The 16,167-nt window shown below is 59.1% G+C and carries 17 protein-coding genes; 6 read left to right on the top strand and 11 right to left on the bottom strand.

What is annotated here, in order from left to right; genetic code table 11:
- Positions 1 to 3 precede the first annotated feature (3 nt).
- The 3 genes from ACFWYE_RS01980 to ACFWYE_RS01970 form a co-directional block, all read right to left on the bottom strand.
- Positions 4 to 849, bottom strand: a complete 846-nt coding sequence (locus ACFWYE_RS01980) for a carbohydrate ABC transporter permease (RefSeq protein WP_379109264.1) — start codon at positions 847 to 849, stop codon at positions 4 to 6.
- A complete protein-coding gene (locus ACFWYE_RS01975; RefSeq protein WP_379109262.1) occupies positions 849 to 1,733 on the bottom strand; it encodes a carbohydrate ABC transporter permease in 885 nt (294 codons plus the stop codon). The genes ACFWYE_RS01980 and ACFWYE_RS01975 overlap by 1 nt, the downstream gene beginning before the upstream one ends.
- 68 nt (positions 1,734 to 1,801) lie before the next feature.
- Positions 1,802 to 3,040: an extracellular solute-binding protein gene (locus tag ACFWYE_RS01970; RefSeq protein WP_379109261.1), complete on the bottom strand. Its 1,239-nt coding sequence runs from the start codon at positions 3,038 to 3,040 to the stop codon at positions 1,802 to 1,804.
- Positions 3,041 to 3,183: 143 nt separating this feature from the next.
- On the opposite strand from ACFWYE_RS01970, the gene ACFWYE_RS01965 reads away from it, so the two are divergent.
- On the top strand, positions 3,184 to 4,389 hold the full coding sequence (locus ACFWYE_RS01965; protein WP_379109259.1) for an ROK family protein: 1,206 nt from the start codon (positions 3,184 to 3,186) through the stop codon (positions 4,387 to 4,389).
- Between the two features lie 103 nt (positions 4,390 to 4,492).
- Here ACFWYE_RS01965 and ACFWYE_RS01960 read toward each other — a convergent pair whose 3' ends face one another.
- Positions 4,493 to 4,744 carry a conjugal transfer protein TraD gene (locus tag ACFWYE_RS01960; protein ID WP_379109257.1) on the bottom strand — a complete coding sequence of 84 codons (252 nt, stop codon included), beginning with the start codon at positions 4,742 to 4,744 and terminating at the stop codon, positions 4,493 to 4,495.
- Position 4,745: 1 nt separating this feature from the next.
- Positions 4,746 to 5,072, bottom strand: coding sequence for a conjugal transfer protein TraD (locus ACFWYE_RS01955; RefSeq protein WP_379109744.1), 327 nt, complete (start codon positions 5,070 to 5,072; stop codon positions 4,746 to 4,748).
- 171 nt (positions 5,073 to 5,243) lie between these two features.
- On the opposite strand from ACFWYE_RS01955, the gene traA reads away from it, so the two are divergent.
- Positions 5,244 to 8,264, top strand: a complete 3,021-nt coding sequence (traA, locus tag ACFWYE_RS01950; RefSeq protein ID WP_379109255.1) for a Ti-type conjugative transfer relaxase TraA — start codon at positions 5,244 to 5,246, stop codon at positions 8,262 to 8,264.
- Between the two features lie 128 nt (positions 8,265 to 8,392).
- Positions 8,393 to 8,605, top strand: a complete 213-nt coding sequence (locus ACFWYE_RS01945; RefSeq protein ID WP_379109254.1) for a helix-turn-helix transcriptional regulator — start codon at positions 8,393 to 8,395, stop codon at positions 8,603 to 8,605.
- 78 nt (positions 8,606 to 8,683) lie between these two features.
- Here the strand turns inward: ACFWYE_RS01945 and ACFWYE_RS01940 are convergent, their stop codons facing one another.
- Positions 8,684 to 8,908 carry an AAA family ATPase gene (locus ACFWYE_RS01940; RefSeq protein ID WP_379109252.1) on the bottom strand — a complete coding sequence of 75 codons (225 nt, stop codon included), beginning with the start codon at positions 8,906 to 8,908 and terminating at the stop codon, positions 8,684 to 8,686.
- Positions 8,909 to 9,237: 329 nt separating this feature from the next.
- Here ACFWYE_RS01940 and ACFWYE_RS01935 point away from each other — a divergent pair, with 329 nt between their 5' ends.
- The gene (locus ACFWYE_RS01935) at positions 9,238 to 9,675 is read left to right on the top strand and encodes a MucR family transcriptional regulator (RefSeq protein ID WP_379109250.1); all 438 of its coding nucleotides are present in this window, start codon (positions 9,238 to 9,240) and stop codon (positions 9,673 to 9,675) included.
- A 25-nt stretch (positions 9,676 to 9,700) separates the two neighbouring features.
- On the opposite strand, the gene ACFWYE_RS01930 is transcribed toward ACFWYE_RS01935, so the two are convergent.
- A complete protein-coding gene (locus ACFWYE_RS01930; RefSeq protein WP_379109248.1) occupies positions 9,701 to 10,108 on the bottom strand; it encodes a hypothetical protein in 408 nt (135 codons plus the stop codon).
- 123 nt (positions 10,109 to 10,231) lie between these two features.
- Between ACFWYE_RS01930 and ACFWYE_RS01925 the strand changes: the two genes are divergently transcribed.
- Together ACFWYE_RS01925 and ACFWYE_RS01920 are read left to right on the top strand one after the other, a co-directional pair.
- Positions 10,232 to 10,540 (top strand): transposase, encoded by a 309-nt coding sequence (locus tag ACFWYE_RS01925; protein ID WP_379109246.1) that lies wholly within the window; start codon positions 10,232 to 10,234, stop codon positions 10,538 to 10,540.
- A gap of 437 nt (positions 10,541 to 10,977) precedes the next feature.
- Positions 10,978 to 11,628 (top strand): IS66 family transposase zinc-finger binding domain-containing protein, encoded by a 651-nt coding sequence (locus ACFWYE_RS01920; RefSeq protein ID WP_379109244.1) that lies wholly within the window; start codon positions 10,978 to 10,980, stop codon positions 11,626 to 11,628.
- Here ACFWYE_RS01920 and ACFWYE_RS01915 read toward each other — a convergent pair.
- From ACFWYE_RS01915 to ACFWYE_RS01900, 4 genes are all read right to left on the bottom strand, one after another.
- Entirely contained in the window at positions 11,513 to 12,565 is a 1,053-nt protein-coding gene (locus ACFWYE_RS01915) for a hypothetical protein (RefSeq protein ID WP_379109242.1), read from the bottom strand. The genes ACFWYE_RS01920 and ACFWYE_RS01915 overlap by 116 nt on opposite strands.
- 29 nt (positions 12,566 to 12,594) lie before the next feature.
- Positions 12,595 to 13,920, bottom strand: a complete 1,326-nt coding sequence (locus ACFWYE_RS01910; protein WP_379109240.1) for a glycosyltransferase family 4 protein — start codon at positions 13,918 to 13,920, stop codon at positions 12,595 to 12,597.
- Between the two features lie 43 nt (positions 13,921 to 13,963).
- The gene (locus tag ACFWYE_RS01905) at positions 13,964 to 14,827 is read right to left on the bottom strand and encodes an FkbM family methyltransferase (RefSeq protein ID WP_379109238.1); all 864 of its coding nucleotides are present in this window, start codon (positions 14,825 to 14,827) and stop codon (positions 13,964 to 13,966) included.
- A gap of 130 nt (positions 14,828 to 14,957) precedes the next feature.
- On the bottom strand, positions 14,958 to 16,166 hold the full coding sequence (locus ACFWYE_RS01900) for a polysaccharide biosynthesis/export family protein (protein WP_379109237.1): 1,209 nt from the start codon (positions 16,164 to 16,166) through the stop codon (positions 14,958 to 14,960).
- Between the last annotated feature and the right edge of the window lies 1 nt (position 16,167).

Raw genomic sequence — 16,167 nt, 5'->3', positions numbered from 1 at the left:
TGGTTATCCTTTCACACCGCCGCTGGTGAGGCCCGAGATCAGGGCGCGTTGCATAATGAGGCCGACGAGCACCGGTGGCAGCGCGGCAAGCACACCGGCCGTGGCGATCAGCCCGTAGTCGGAAACCCGCCCGCCCGCGAGATCGGCGATGGCGACGGTGAGCGTGCGGGCACGCTGGTCAGAGGTGAAGAGCAGCGCATAGAAGAACTCATCCCAGCCGAGCAGGAAGGCGAAGAGCGCCGATGTCGCGACGATCGGCATGGCGAGCGGCAGGGTGACGATGCGCAGCGTCGCAAAGAGACTTGCCCCGTCCATCATCGCCGCCTGCTCGATCTCGCGCGGAATGCCGTCGAAGCCGGACTTCATCAGCCAGGTCGTGAAGGGGGCGAGAATGCTGAGATAGACGAGCGCGAGGCCGAAGACGGAATTGAGCAGCCCGAGCGCAGCGAGCGCCATGTAGAGCGGCACCGCAAGCGCGACCGGCGGCAGCATGTAGGTGGCGATGACCAATGACAGCGACCAGCCGACCGAAGGCGTGCGCGACACGGCCCAGCCTGCGGGAATGGCGAGTGCGATGGCGGCGACCGTCGCCATACCCGCCACCAGGATGCTGTTGACGAGAGAGGCGACGAAGGTGGCGCCGGCGCTATTGGGGATCGTCGAGAGCAGCATCGCATAGCGGGAGAAATCCACCGTGCTCGGCCACCAGCGCAGCGGTCGCGCGACGAGATCGGCAGCCGGCGAAATGCTCATCACGAAGAGCCAGAGGATCGGTGCGAGGATCACCGCGGCCAGCAGGAGTGCTGCCGCATGAAGGAGAAGCGAGGCGAGAAGGCTGCGGCGTTCCATCAGACGACACTCCCCGCAGCGCGGCGCACCAGCATGCCATAGCCGATCGCCAGCACCGTGACGATGAGCGTGACGACGAGGGCAAGCGAGGCCCCGGAGCCGGCGCGCTGGAAGGAGAAGGCCTCCTGGTAGACGAGGATCGAGAGGGTGCGCGTCGAATTGGCCGGTCCGCCCCGCGTCATGACCCAGATGATATCGAATACCTTGAAGGCCTCGATGGTGCGCAGCACCAGCGCCACCATCAGCGGTCCCGCGAGATAGGGCAGGATGACGAAACGGAAGCGGGCGAAGGGACCGGCGCCGTCGACCAGCGAGGCAGAGGTGATGTCGCGTGGCACGGCCTGAAGGGCGGCGAGTGCGATGAGGGCGACGAGCGGAAAATTCTTCCAGCAGTCGGCGACGATCAGCGCCGTCATGGCGGTGGCCGGCTCGCCAAGCCAGGAGCGGTAGGCATCGAGCAGGCCGATCTGCGTCAGCGCGGAATTCAGCGCACCATATTCGGGATTGTAGATCAGCCGCCAGAGGGTCGCATTGACCACCGTCGGCTGCGCCCATGGCAGGATGAGCAACGCGCGCAGCACGGTGCGGCCGTAGAACTGCTGGTTCAGAAGCAGGGCAGCGAGCACACCGAGCACCATTTCGGCCGTCACCGACGCGACAGCGAACCAAGTGGTGACGTAAAGCGCCCGCAGGAAATTGCTGCTCGTGAGCATCTTCGCATAATTATCGAAGCCGACGAAGCTGCCGCCGAGCCCCACCAGCTTGGCATCGGTGAAGGAGAGCCTCACCGTATCGACCATCGGCCAACCGATGACGGCGACCATAATCACCAGCAACGGCAGCATGAGCAGCCATGCCCGGGTCGTCATCCAGGTGCTGGACATAGCGTCCTCTTATGTGTTTTCGGAGAGAGGAGTGTGCGGGCAACCGAAGTCGCCCGCGAGGCATTCCGTCAGAGGCCGCTGTTTTCCGCAGCGGACTTCAATGCATCTTCCGGGCTGGCCTGACCGAGCAGAGCTTCCTGGATGGCCTGCTGGAGCGCCGTGGAGATCTCCTGGTACTTCGGCGTCGTCGGACGCGGATACATGGCGGCGAGACCGAGCTTGGCAGCGGCGATCAACTCTTCCTGGCCGGCGGTGACGGCCGGGTCCTCATAGGAGGATGCCCAGATCGGCAGGCTGAGCTTCGCATAGGCGTTCTGCGTCTCCTGCGAGGTCATGTGCACGATGTATTTCCAGGCTTCGTCGGGATGCTTGCTGGCAGAGGTGATGCCGAGGCCCATCGAACCGTTGACGGCCGAAACCTCGCTCTTGCCCTCGACGCCCGGGGCCGGCACAACGCCCACCTTGCCGGCGACCTTGCTGTCCTTGCCGGCATTGGCCATGTTGTACATGTAGGTCCAGTTCAGCGCGAAGGCCGCCTCGCCGTTCTGGAAGAGGTTGCGCACATCCTCTTCTAGGAACTCCTTGGAGTTCGGGTTGGTGAGGCCGGACTTGTAGCTGTCCACCATGTAGTTCAGCGCATCGAGACCGCCGCCTTCCGTGAAGGCCGGTTTGCCGTCCTTCAGGAATTCGCCGCCATAGGCGCTGACCAGCGTCGTGTAGTCGCAGATCGCGGCTTCCGCCTGCGACCAGCTCCAGGCGATGGGCGTTGCGAGCAGGCCCTTATCCTTGATGATCTTGGCCTGATCGTTGAGTTCGGCCCAGGTCTTCGGCGGCGTCTTGATGCCGGCCTTCTCAAGGATTTCCTTGTTGTAGAACAGGTACTTGGTGTCGAGGATCCACGGCATTCCGTAGGACTTTCCATCGTAGCTGACGGTCGTCCAGGCGCCGGGCAGAACGCCCTTCTTCATGTCGTCGGTGACGCGCGAGGAGACATCGACGAGGACGTTGTTCGCTGCATATTCGGCAGGCCAGATCACGTCGAAAAGTGCGACGTCATAGCCGCCGCCGGCGCCTTGCGCCAACACGGTCTTGTCATGCAGACCCTCATAGGGCGCGAATTCGAGGTTCACTTTGATATCCGGGTTCGCCTTGGTGAAGGCGTCGGTCATGGCCCGCACATCTGCCTCGCTATAGGCGGCCTGCGCCATGAAGAGCGCGTTGAGCGTCGTTTCGGCAAAGGCATGCGGCGCGGAGACGGCCGCGATCAGCGTCGCCCCGATAAGGGTCTTCTTTATCGATTTCAACATGTTGTCCTCCAGTTTGGCTTCGTCATTCCGGGCCGTCGTTATGGATGCCCGTTTATTCCCCGGAGCGCTTCGGCTCTTTATTAAGTCCAATATCTTGACTTAATATTCTGTACTATTGAAACTGTGTCAAGAGGGAATTGCCGATGAACGAATTGCGGACGATCCGTGCTAAGAGCGGAACCAACCAGGAAGGCACCAGCGCTCACAACCGGCGCGTCATCATCGAGGCTATCCGCCTGAACGGACCGCTCTCGCGGGCCGATCTCGCCCGCGCCACGCGCCTGACGAAGCAGACCGTGTCCAACCTCATCGAGAGCCTCGATATCGACGGACTCGTTGCCTCCGAGGAGGTGGTACGCCGCGGGCGCGGCCAGCCCTCAACACCTTATCGCCTCGTCGCCGAGGGAGCTTTTGCCCTCGGCGTGCAAATCGATCGCGAATTGGCGCGCGTCGTTGCCGTCGACTTTCTGGGGCAAGAGGTCGCCCGCGCAATGGGAAACCTTCCGCCAGGCGACCCCCACGAGGGCAGCCGGGTGGTGCTGCATCTTGTCGAGACGGTGCGTCGCGACCTCGCCGTGCGCATTCCCGTTTCGGCATATCGAATGACCGGCCTTGGTGTCGCCATGCCCGGTCCCTTCGGGCTGAAACCCATCGGGGACGACCCATGGATGATGGGCAAGTGGCAGACCTTTCCGCTGCTCGAAACACTTGCCGTGGGCACCAGCCTCGAAACGAGCCTGCAAAACGACGCCTACGCAGCAGCGACTGCCGAACGCATGAACGGCGCGGCCGATGGTCTCGACCACGCTGTCTGCCTTTATTTCGGCTACGGCATCGGCGCCGGGCTGATTCTCAACGGCGACCTCTATACGGGCAGCAACCGCAATGCAGGCGAGGTCGGCATGGTGTTGTTTTCCCGTGGGGGGACGGTTTCGCCGTTCGAACACCGCTCCTCCTTCGCCTCGTTGCTCCAGCATCTACGTCTCGGCACGGCGACGATGGATGCCTATGACGAGGTCGAACGATTGACACTTGCGGATGACCCCCGCATTCGCCAGTGGCTGGAAGGCGCTGCCGCTGATTTCCGGCAAGCCGTTCACATAGTCGAGACGATTTTCGATCCGCAAACCGTCATCTTGAACGGCAGCGCGCCGCCGTCTTTGGCAAAACGGCTGTTCGAGGCGATATTCCCGTTGCTTCCGTCGATTGCCGAGCGACCGGACCGCACGATCCCGCGCGTCCAGCTCGGCATGATTGACCCCTGGGCTGTGGCTCTTGGCGCCGCAGCAGATCCGATCCGCCGCGCCTTCGATCCCTTGTTCTCCGCCATCTTGAAGGAAGCGCCCTGAACGCCGCACATGCAAATTTCTATACAGACGGGCATCACGGGATCGTTGATAGCGGACAGCGCTACGATATGTGGGCCTTCGCGCCGCCCACTATCGCTCATGCTTAATCCTGGGCGCTTCCCGCATGGGCGCCCTTGCGCTCTGCTGTAAACTCCTGCTTCCCCTTATCGGTCCACAGTTCCCGCGCCCGTTCGCCATGCTCGCTGTTGAGCTTGTCCGCCACCCAGAGCAACGCCCCGTAGATCATGGCGCGGTCGTCACTGGCTAGATCGACAATGCCTGCCTTGACGACGAGGCCTCCGAGTTCAATGAGATGCCGCGTGCGCTTGCGCCGCTCGACCTGCCAGCTTCGCATATCATTTTGCGCCCGCGCCGCCTGATGCCGGTTGCGCGCCGCCTGGTTGCGCCGGAGCGCCGCCACTGTTGCGCTCAGGCGCTGCTGCAGATCGCCGCGCCCGTCCCTGAAAGAACGCCGCGCCGCGCTTCGCCCATGCCTCTCTCTTTGCGGTATCCTTGGTTTCGGCCAATGCAACCAGCGCGCCCGCCAGTTCATCGGCGCTGAGCGCATCGGCGCCGGTGGCGATCACGAGTTCGCCGAGTTGCTGTACCTTGCGGGTATTGAGTTCTTTCGCCTTGTCCTCCAACACCTTCAGTTCGCTGTCATAGTCCCTCGGCTTTCGCATACTCGCCTCCATCAGCAGTTGATGCAGCGATGATAGTTGAGCTCTTACCGGAATGCTGTAAGGCTGCCGGGACGGTCTGGAACGACGCGAGCAGTCCCGAGAAATTCGTTTCGAGGGCGCGCTTATACGTCGTTCCGACGTGCGCTTGATCGTGCTGATGATCAAGGCGCGATGGCGATCTATCATCTTCACGTCAAGGTCATTGGCCGCAAGGCCGGCTCGAGCGCTGTGGCATCCGCCGCCTACCGCTCTGCCTCTCGGCTGCGCGACGAGCGGATTGAGCGCAGTCATGATTTCTCAGCCAAACGCGGCGTCCTGCATTCTGAGGTGCTGTTGCCCGACGGTGCGCTCGAACACTGGAGCGATCGCGAACGGCTCTGGAACGATGTCGAAGCTTTCGAGATGCGCAAGGACGCACAGCTTGCCCGCGAGGTGGAATTCGCCCTCCCCCGCGAGCTGAGCCAGGCCCAGGGCATCGAGCTGGCCAGAGACTTCGTGCAGTCAGAATTTGTCGCTTCCGGCATGATCGCCGACCTCAACGTGCATTGGGACATCGGCGAGGATGGAATGGCCAAGCCCCACGCCCATGTCATGCTCACCATGCGCTCGGTCGACGAGAACGGTTTTGGGCAGAAGGTGCGCGAGTGGAATCGCACTGAGATGGTCGAGCGTTGGCGCGAACGCTGGGCTGCGCATGTCAACGAACGGCTATTCGAACTCGATGTCGACACTCGTATCGATCACCGTAGCCTTGAAGCACAGGGGATCGCGCTGGAGCCACAGAGCCAGATCGGTGCACCGGCACAGCGCATCGAAGACGAAGCCATTGACGTTGCCGATCGGGCCGAACTGCACCGCGAGATCGCGCGCAACAATGGCGCGCGCATCATCGCCGATCCCAATCTCGCATTGGATGCGATCACACAGCAGCAATCGACCTTCACGCGACGCGACATGGCGATGTTCGCACACCGGCACAGTGATGGCATCGAGCAGTTCAATGAGGTGATGGGCGCGGTGCATAATGCGTCCGATCTTGTCGAGCTCGGCAAGGATTCTCGCGGCGGGGATCGCTTCACCACCCGTCAGATGATCGAAACAGAGCAGTGCCTGCACCGCGCGGCGGAAGTGATGGCTGAACGCGAACGCCATGCGATCGATGGCAGCGACAAAGCAGCAGCGCTTACGCGCGCCGAACAGCGTGGCCTCGTGCTTTCAGCCGAGCAACAGGACGTGCTGACGCATATCACGGATGGGCAGGATCTCGCGCTCGTCATCGGCCATGCCGGAACGGGAAAGAGTGCCATGCTCAGCGTGGCGCGCGAGGCATGGGAAGCTGCCGGCTATCAGGTTCGCGGCGTTGCCCTTTCCGGCATTGCCGCTGAGAATCTCGAAAATGGATCCGGCATTGCATCGCGCACCATCGCCAGCATGGAGCATGGCTGGGCCAATGACCGCGACATGCTCTCCTCTCGCGATGTGCTGGTCATCGATGAAGCCGGCATGGTCGGCACGCGCCAGTTGGAGCGCGTGCTTTCCCATGCCGCCGAGGCAGGCGCAAAGATCGTCCTGGTCGGTGACCCGCAACAGTTGCAGGCCATCGAGGCGGGTGCTGCCTTGCGTTCGATCCACGAGCGCCACGGCGGCGCCGAGATCGGCGACGTGCGCCGCCAGCGCGATGACTGGCAGCGTGATGCCACGCGCGATCTGGCAACCGCCAGGATTGGCAGTGCGCTTGAAGCCTACCGTGCCCACGGCATGGTGCACGAGGCGGCAACCCGCCAGGATGCGCGAGAGCACCTGATCGAGCGCTGGAACCGCGAGCGACAGGCGCAGCCGGGCCAAACCCGCATCATCCTCACGCACACCAACGAGGAGGTTCGCGTCCTCAACGAGGCAGCGCGTGAGCGCATGCGAGAGGCCGGCGATCTTGGCGACGAGGTGCGCGTCAGGGTCGATCGTGGCACGCGCCACTTCGCCAGCGGGGATCGCGTCATGTTTTTACGCAACGAGCGCGGGCTTGGCGTGAAGAACGGCACGCTCGGCACCATCGAAGATGTCGACGCGCGGAGCATGGCGGCGCGCACCGACGATGGCCGTTCTGTCTCATTCGACTTCAAGGATTATGACCGCATCGACCATGGCTATGCGGCGACCATCCACAAGGCACAAGGCATGACGGTTGATCGTACTCATGTGCTTGCGACACCGGGCATGGATGCCCATGGCACCTATGTCGCCCTGTCTCGTCATCGCAACAGTGCAGACCTGCATTACGGCCGCGATGATTTTGCCAATCCCGACCGGCTTTCCCGCACGCTGTCACGCGATCGTGCCAAGGACATGGCGTCGGACTACGAGACAGAGGATCCGGTCCAGCGCTACGCCGAGCGGCGTGGCATCACTTTCAGGGAACGCGTCGTCGAGATCGTCAAACGGATCCTGCCCGAAAGGCTGCGCGAACGCATCGGTGGCTTGCTCGAGGGATTGCGTTCTCCCGAAAGCGTAAATCCGAGCCAGAACAGCGGACGCACACCGGAAAGAGAGAGCGTAGGCGCAGACGTCCGACGTGACATTGCGCAGCCGGAAACAGGAGTGACGCAAGATCCGGAAGCGATCTTGCGCAAGGCCCGCACCGATGCCCTCACCCGCCATGCCCACGCCATGGATGCCATTCTGGCCGCTACGAAAGCGGACAGCACGGTCAGTCCCGAGCGGATACGCGAACTGAACAAGGCTCGCCAGGCCTTCGAGAAGGTGCGGCCATATGGCTGGCGCGATGTCGAGGCGGCTTACATCAAAAATCCGGAGCTTGCCCATGAGGCGGCGGCAGGCAAGGTCAATCGCGCCGTCCGCGCGCTTCAACTCGAAACGGAAATCCGCACCGGACGGAGCAATGACGCGAGCATCGATCCGAACCGCAGAGCCGAACGCTTCGTGGAGCGCTGGCAAAAGCTCGACCAGACCAGCCAGCGCCAATACCAGGCCGGCGATATGGCGGGCTACAAGGAAACGCGCTCACAGATGGGCGACATGGCCAAGAGCCTCGAACGTGATCCGCAGCTTGAATCCATCCTCGCCAATCACAAGAAAGCGCTCGGCATCGGCAGGGACACGGCGCGACGTCTTGGGGCCGAACTCGCTTTCACCCACGGCATTGACCTTGGCAGGGGACGTGGCGTCGGGCTCTGAATCGTCCGATTTGCAGCCGGCGCTTCGCTATCGCCGGACGGCAGGATTATGCGTCTTGCGAGCGCCTTGGGCCTGTTCCATCTGATCTCGAAAGTGATCAGAGCCAACCAGCAGGACGCAGAACGACGATGCGCGAAACAGATCGGATCATCCGCCTCAAGACCGTGCTATCCCGAACCGGGCTCACCCGCTCCACTCTCTCTCGCAAGATCGCCGAAGGCACCTTCCCGGCCCAGATCAAGATCAGTGTCAATGGCGCGGGCTGGCATGAATCCGAGATCAACCGCTGGATTGTCGACCCGCTTCGCTGGCGTCCGCAAGACAAGGGCGACAAGTTGTGATGAGGGTGATGCGCGGAAAGCTGGCTTTCAGCTCACCCTGTCAGTAATATTCCGCGAATTCCTTCTGCGCTTCGGGTTTTAAGTCATCAAATACGACCGTGATTTCGATCGGACGAAAGGTATCGCGATTGTGGATCGTATTTGTAGCGTTTCCGTCAATCTCCCCGAAAAGATATTCAGAGCGCAGAGGATCGTTGATTTTCCCGCCCCGTTTGGCCCGACAAGGGACGTAAAATTCTCTAGTGACACAGAGAGGTCGTCGAACGACCGGAAGGTCTGAATCCGAATTGTATTGATACGCATGCTGCCCATTCCCCAGCATAGTATCACTGAATTGCAAAGCAACGTCTACACAAGACATCGCGTCACACGACCTCTGTTCTTGGACTTAAGACGTATCGTAAAGCACCATCAAATCAGGCCGCTCGGGTTGCGGGCATTATACACGCAGAGCTCTGACCAAGCGTCCGCTTTCAACGCAAATCTGCCTAAATCTCCCGCATGCTGTGCATTGTGGTCGTTTCTCATTCGATGGTTGAGGACTGATCGCTCAAACCTGGGTAGCTCCATCTTTCGAAAGAGAATTTTATCGGCTAGGCAGACTTCGGCTGCCAATAAGAGGGAACAAACAAATGGCCGACCCCAACCACACCACCGATCTTGTCACTGAACTCACCGCCGAAATAGTAAGCGCTTACGTCACCAAAAACCCAGTTCCGGTCTCTGAACTGCCGAGTGTCATTGCAAGCGTTTTTCAGAGCGTGAGCAACCTCAATGGACGACAAGAACCAACCGTTGAGCCGCAAAAGCCGAAGGTTTCCGTCAGGAGGTCGGTCACACGTGACCACATCATCAGTTTGGAAGATGGGAAACAGTACAAGACGCTGAAGCGGCATTTGACCACGCTGGGCCTGACCCCCGAGGGCTATCGCGCGAAGTGGTCTCTCCCAGCCGATTACCCGATGGTCGCTGAAAGTTACGCCGAGCAGCGATCCGAACTAGCCAAGAAGCTCGGTTTGGGAAGGAAGACCAACCCGAAACGCGGCGGCAGGCGCACAGTCAAATCGTAGCTTGAAGCTCGGGATAAGCATTATCTCACAAACGATCCAGCCAGCGTTGCGAGGGCAGCAGGCAGAGTGGGTACAGGGGAATAGCTTTGTCGAGTGCCTTGGTCATGAAGACGGACAATGGGTCGGGCCGATATTGGCCGAACGGTTCGCAATAGGCGAAGCCGAAACTCTCGTAGAGCTTTCGAGTTGCAAGGGTGTCTGTGCCGGTTTCCAGATATAGACGCTTGAGCCCGATCCTGTGCGCCTCATCTTCAATTGCCGTCAGGCGCTTGCGGGGATATTCCGTTTCCTCGCCAAGCCGGTCGTACAGACATACTTTTAATTTCGCCGTGCCATCGCTGTGGCGTTCAGCGCACCGCACCCTGTAAGGTCTGCGCCGGCAGGTTGCTCGATCGAGATAGAAACCGGAAGCTGCCGGATCATTGTCGGGCACCAAAGACCATGCCAGGGAGGATCGTTTGATCGCGTCCGATAGGGCTGCGCAATCCTGATCAGTTGATATCCGATCGGATGCTCAGATTGGTGTCGGGAAGCACGCCACCGTCGCATTTCTAACTTGCGGTCCCTGCCCGTCGAAACTCTTACGGCACAACAGGTCGGCAGTGTAGTAGGTATCTGCAACATACCGCGTGATACCGGACGCGGCAGACGGGCGATCGAACCGGCGCCGCTCAGCGATGAGCAGAAGCGGGAAATCGTGCAGGAGACGGAGAGACCCGGCGTCACGGTGGCGCGGGTTTGCCGACGCCATGGCGTCGCCACCAGCATGATCTTCCGCTGGCGAATAGCGTTCGGCCTGACCGCCCCGCGAACCGTGACTGATAAAGCCCGTCCGTCCCAGAGGACTGCGAGTCCGCTCGTTTGATGGGCTGTCAGTTCGCGGATGCCATCAGGGCCCGTGCGGCTACGCATCGCACACTGGAGGCCGAATACATGACCGCAAGCGATCCGGATGCTGTCGGCCATCTCAGCTCTTGCAAAACGGAGGCCCTCCATACATGGAACGGTACCGGACTTTGTCTGTTCACCAAGCGCATCAACCGCGGAGGCTTTTGGTGGCCGCGCCTGGCCGAACCTGGCAGCTCGCTGACACGCCGGCCCAGCTTGCGATACTGATCGAAGGCATCGACTGGCGCACACCGGAACGCTTCTGGCGACCGCTTCTGGCCGACTGAAATCGGCGCTTCGACCCTCGCGAAGGGCAGAAACCCTTGGTTTTTGGGCTATTTGTGATAAATTCGATCATGTTAATCGATCTCGAAAATATCCGATCCAGCTCTTCTTCAACGTCTCCTGCACGACATGGCAGCCGCGGTCGAGCACCGTAACGGACAGATCGAGCGGCTTCAGGCGATCATCAAAAAGCTCCAGCGGATGCAGTTCGGCCGCAGTTCCGAGCGCCTCGATCCCGATCAACTGCCGCTTGCCTTGGAAGACACCGACATCGCGCACATCCAGGAGAGCCGTCCGTTCGTCGCCAGGCCGCCGACTGAGCGACCGTCTCATCGCAAGCCGCTGCCCGATCATCTGCCGCGCGAGGACGCTCTGGTCGATGTCGACAACACGATCTGCACGTGCAGCGGTGGCGAGATGCATGCCATCGGCGAAAGCGTGAGCGAGATGCTGGACTGGATTCCAGCACAACTCCGCGTGATCAGGACGACGCGACCAAAATATGCATGTCGCGTCTGCCAAACCGTAGCGCAGGCACCCGCGCCAGAACGGCCAATTGCCGGCGGCTTGGCCACACCGGCACTGCTGGCAGGTGCTGACAGTCAAGTATTGCGATCATATCCCCAATTTGGCGGTGCTCGAGATGGGCGATGCGTGGACGAACCTACGCCATCAGCATATCAACCGCCCACGATGAAAGGGAGCCTTCAATTGCACCACTATCCATCAATAACCGAATTTCGATGGGCGTCTTCGGTTCCGTTACTACAAATGGAATAGTCGCCACAAAGAATCCCGTGCCGATTGGGCGAACGCGCAACTTCCCGAGCATCGCGGACGCATGGATCTCAATAGTAAATGTCTGACCGAAAGCATCTTCTTCGATCGCGAAGGTTATCTGGGCGTGCCAGCAACCAGCGGGCAGATGCAGATAAGGGCCATAAACAAGGCATCGCGCTCCGCCGGCAAGATTGATAATATCTGTGAGACCTTCCCCCGGTTTGTCCCCATGAAAGAAAACCTCCTGAGGCCAGGAGATGGTTGAAGTCGAACTTTCCGCAACGACGGACTTAGACCAAAAAACCTTCAATGCAATGCGACGCAATTCTTCCGAGAGTACTTTGCCTGCTTCCTGCGGTGGAACGTATCCGGTGATGGTCGACGATGCGGCGTCTTCAAAATGCGGCACAGCCACCGCGTATCTGCCTGATCGAGGAGGCTCCATGCCAAGATGGGGAAGACAACGCGCAATGGCGTCGGGTTTGAGGTCAATATGAAAATGCCGGTTTATGTCTTCGAGTAAAGTATCGATGCCAGGCCTCTCGCTTGCCTTGCCCCGGTGTATGTTCAGCACCTTGGGATGACCCTCCATCAGCGCAAGGCATGCAAGGCTCGCCGATACCGCACGGACCAGTTTGAGATCCTGCTCGCCCGTGCACCGCGCAAGATAGGAAACGGCGTCGAGCGGATCTTCCTGAAAGAGAACGAGCGGCAATTTCGCTTGCTTCATCAGTACGGACAGTCGAGCTTCCGGGAATTGCGAAATCACCACGGCGTGCGGCTTGGGCAAATACTTCAAATGCTCCTCGAGGTCTTCGACCCTATCGCTCGTGATGGCTGCGTACTCGCCCAGAGCCTCGCGCGCGACGGCTTGTAGTGCCGCAAATCCCCATGCTGACATCACGCCTGGCATGCCGAAAGCGAATAAGATAGTCATATGCTTTCCTGCAGCCCTCTGGCGTGGCACTAACCGTGCAAAAGCGTTTTATAAAGCGTGCCAATTGCATTGTTGTATCGGCCGAATGAAAAGCGCGCCGCCTGCGTCGGCCCAGCCTTCGAGAGATGAAGACAGAGATCATCATCACAAGCGAGACTGAGCACGGCACTTCGTAGTGCCTCCGTACTGTAGGGATCAACCAGCAGCGCCGCTTTTCCCGCAATCTCTGGTATGGACCCCTCTGTAGAGCTAAGAACGGGTGTTCCGAGTTGCATGGCTTCGAGAACCGGAAGACCGAATCCTTCGTAAAGCGAAGGAAACAGCACCGATCGCGCGCCCCGGATGAGGCTCACTAGCAAGGGATAGGGTACGAAATCGAAACGCCGGATATGGCGTCGTGGTATGATTCGATCATTGGCATGCAAATAGAAGCGAAAGCGTTCGTCATCGATTAGTTGCTGGGTTTCCCCGCCCTTCCACCCAGGTGCTCCGACAATGATCAGTGGCAGGTTCACTTTGGCTGAGAGGTAAGCATCGACGAGGCGAGCAATGTTCTTCTTGGGTTCAAACGCACCAAAAAAAAGAAAATACTTCTTCCAGTCCAGGCCGAAGATGCCCGCGATCTCGTCAATCACTACATCCTCTGACTTATCGCGCAGCGCCTTTGGCACCTCAACCGCCTGATAGGTGTTGGTCACGCGTGCCTCATCGGCGCCAAGCACCTTGATAATGTCTGCCCGCGACGTCTCGGAAACAGTCACGATATGGTCTGCCCGGCGCACAAGCGTGCGCAACATCTTGTAATGATAACGTTTGTCGTCTTCCGTAAGATAAGGCAGCCGGAGTGGAACGAGGTCGTGAACCGTATAGATGTTAAGGGAATTTCTTGCCGCGAGCGGCAGTGGATAAGTACAGTGCATCACATCCGGTGGCGTGTCGAAGGAGACGGACAATCTACCACCATAGCGCTTGAAGTGGTGCCGTGCCAAGTTGAAAAGATCGTTGGAAGCATAGAGCAATTCTGGATCAGTAAACTGGTTTTGCAGTGATTTGAGGATAACGGTGCCATTCAGTGGAACCGCCGTGGGCTTTGTTCCAAATGGCGCAGCCATTTGCCTGCGCAGCCAACGCCGTGCGCTGAAGAGCGGTCCCACTTTCCGCTCAACATTGTCATCGAAAAGAATAACCTCCCGCAGCATCGGATCTTTCGGTATGCTGCCTTGAACGTCGTGGACAACACCGGTCCGGTAGCCTAGCGCCTGTGCGGTTGAGATAAGACCCCGCGTGTATGTAGCGACGCCGGTCCCCTTCTTGAGCGAGAGATTGAGGCCGTCGTATAGGATCGTAGGTCTCACCGTTGCCACACTCCTGATTTCGCCGTGGCCGTAAGCTGACGCCTCATGTCGGCCGCTCACGAGAGAGGACAAGAAGCAAGTCCTCGCCAACGTCTTTGGAAAGGAGTTCCTCGCGCGTAACTGACACCGCCATTCCACTGAAATCGACGCGACGAAGCGATCCGTAGACATCCACCAGTTGGTCGACAAAGGTTTCAACATCTGTATATCGCGAAGCGTTGAATTCGATCACGACCAATGGCTGATGTTTGCTAATGCAATTTTTCATGCCGGTAAATATCGCCTCCTCCGCACCTTCGGCATCGATCTTGATGAAATCGATCCGAGCGTCGGCAGCGCATAATTGGTCGAGTGTCGTAACGGGCACATCGATCACTGCGCCCAGTTCCGGCTGTGCAACAAAACTGGCAGGAACGACCAGCGCATTCTTGGGCTCGCTGAGCGGTACATAAAGCGCCGCCCGTCCTTGCTGGACATTGCCAAGGGCAATACGTTCGAGCCGGGTTCGATGCAATAGACCATTGAGATCCACACTTCGCCGCAGAAAATCTGCCGCGTGAGGATTCGGCTCAACCGCAATAAGCTTGCCCGACGGACCCGCAAGTTCTGCGAGCAGTACGGAATAGTAGCCGAAATTTGCCCCAACATCGACAATCGTCATGCCTGGTTTCACGTTGCGGAGGCAGAACAGCGTCAACCAGATTTCCCAGAAACCGTCGAGCAGGATGTGCGATCCAAAGCCCCTGTCACGCGTATCGACATATAGCTTGTAGCGTCCAAGTATCCGTGCAAGCGCCGTGTGGTCTCCAAGATAGACATTTGTCGCTCGTTGCAAAATCTCGGATTCGGCCCGATGCCGATCGAACGACATGAGCTCATGAAGTTGGAGTAGCCCGTAAGCCGACATCTCAAAACCCCATCGAAGCAGAGGCGGCAACGCTACAGATAAATCTGAAAACGTAACGAACACGGATATGCACTACGTTCCGCATTTCAGTACCTCGATATAGTGGCTCGCAAGACAAGTTGTTGCGCTCTCACTTTGCTGCTGCGGCTATACCGATGGATGCAGCAGTCATAGCCGGGCTGCTGACTCCCTGGAACAAAGACATAAATTTTTGCAACTCTGCTCCCGATGCATTGGCGACATAGATCACGTCGCGTGGCTGAACCTCAAAATTTTGCATTATAAGCAAGGTATTGGCGTCACGAAGATCAAAACGGTACACAACCGGGATTGGTCCCGCGCGGCGTAACAGCGGACTGCTTTGCGGCATATACCGGCGTGCGACGAGCGGTGGTTCGTAACGGAACAGGAAAACGCCAGAGTTATCCGCGCGATTGTCCAGAAGTCCGCCTACCCGCGCTACCGCATTGGCCATTGTAAGGTGCGGACCCGCAAATGGCACTTCGGCATTCTGGCCGGTCGCACCTAAAATTGCGTACGTTCTGGGTTCACGCACCACCGTCACTACATCACCGGGCCGTAGATGAATATTCTCGCGAGGTGAATTCACTATCGTTTGGAAGGGAACTTGAACCGTGGCTCCTCGCCTTGTTAAATAGACGACGCTCTCATTAACGGAAGCACTGAGCCCACCGGCTGCTGCGATGGCGTCCAATATGCGTTCGCCCGCAGCTGAGAGAGCGACCCGCGCGCCGCCTGCAACTTCGCCGGTGACAGCTACTGTATTGGCTGTACTTTGCTGCACAGTCACCAATGCTTGAGGCTGAACCGCCTTCCCGCCCAGGGCGGAAATTACCTGATGTTCGACTTGTGATGGCAGATGGCCGGCAACTTTGATGCGACCGACATAAGGAACCGCGATGGTCCCATCGCCGGCTACAGTTTGTGGAGGAATGGCTGCAGAACTGCCAGTAACCTGCTGCTGTTCCTTGCCATGTATCGCGCCGCCGAAAAGATTACCAGGCGGCGCTTCCCACAAATTGACAGAAACGACGTCACCAACGGCTATGCGAAGATCGGGGTTACGAGGTCCTTCGCCGAAATTTGCAGCAAAGCTGGGCACTAGCCGTTCTGAATTATAAGTAAAGACCTGTGGGCCGACATTCACCAGCGCAAACAAGGGCATTTTCCGATTGGCCGCTTGCTCGATGATCTGCGACGCGGTTGGTCCGACAGCGGGCAACAAGCACCCACTTAAAAATATAAATACAATGATAGAAAATAACAATCCTATCACACGACCCGTCGCTTGAAATGATCCAGAAGTATTGCCGGACAAA

The sequence above is a fragment of the Mesorhizobium sp. NPDC059025 genome, from assembly GCF_042739655.1.
Taxonomy (GTDB): Bacteria; Pseudomonadota; Alphaproteobacteria; order Rhizobiales; family Rhizobiaceae; genus Mesorhizobium.
Note: the sequence above shows the minus strand (reverse complement) of the source record. Positions and strands in the feature narration are given on the sequence as shown.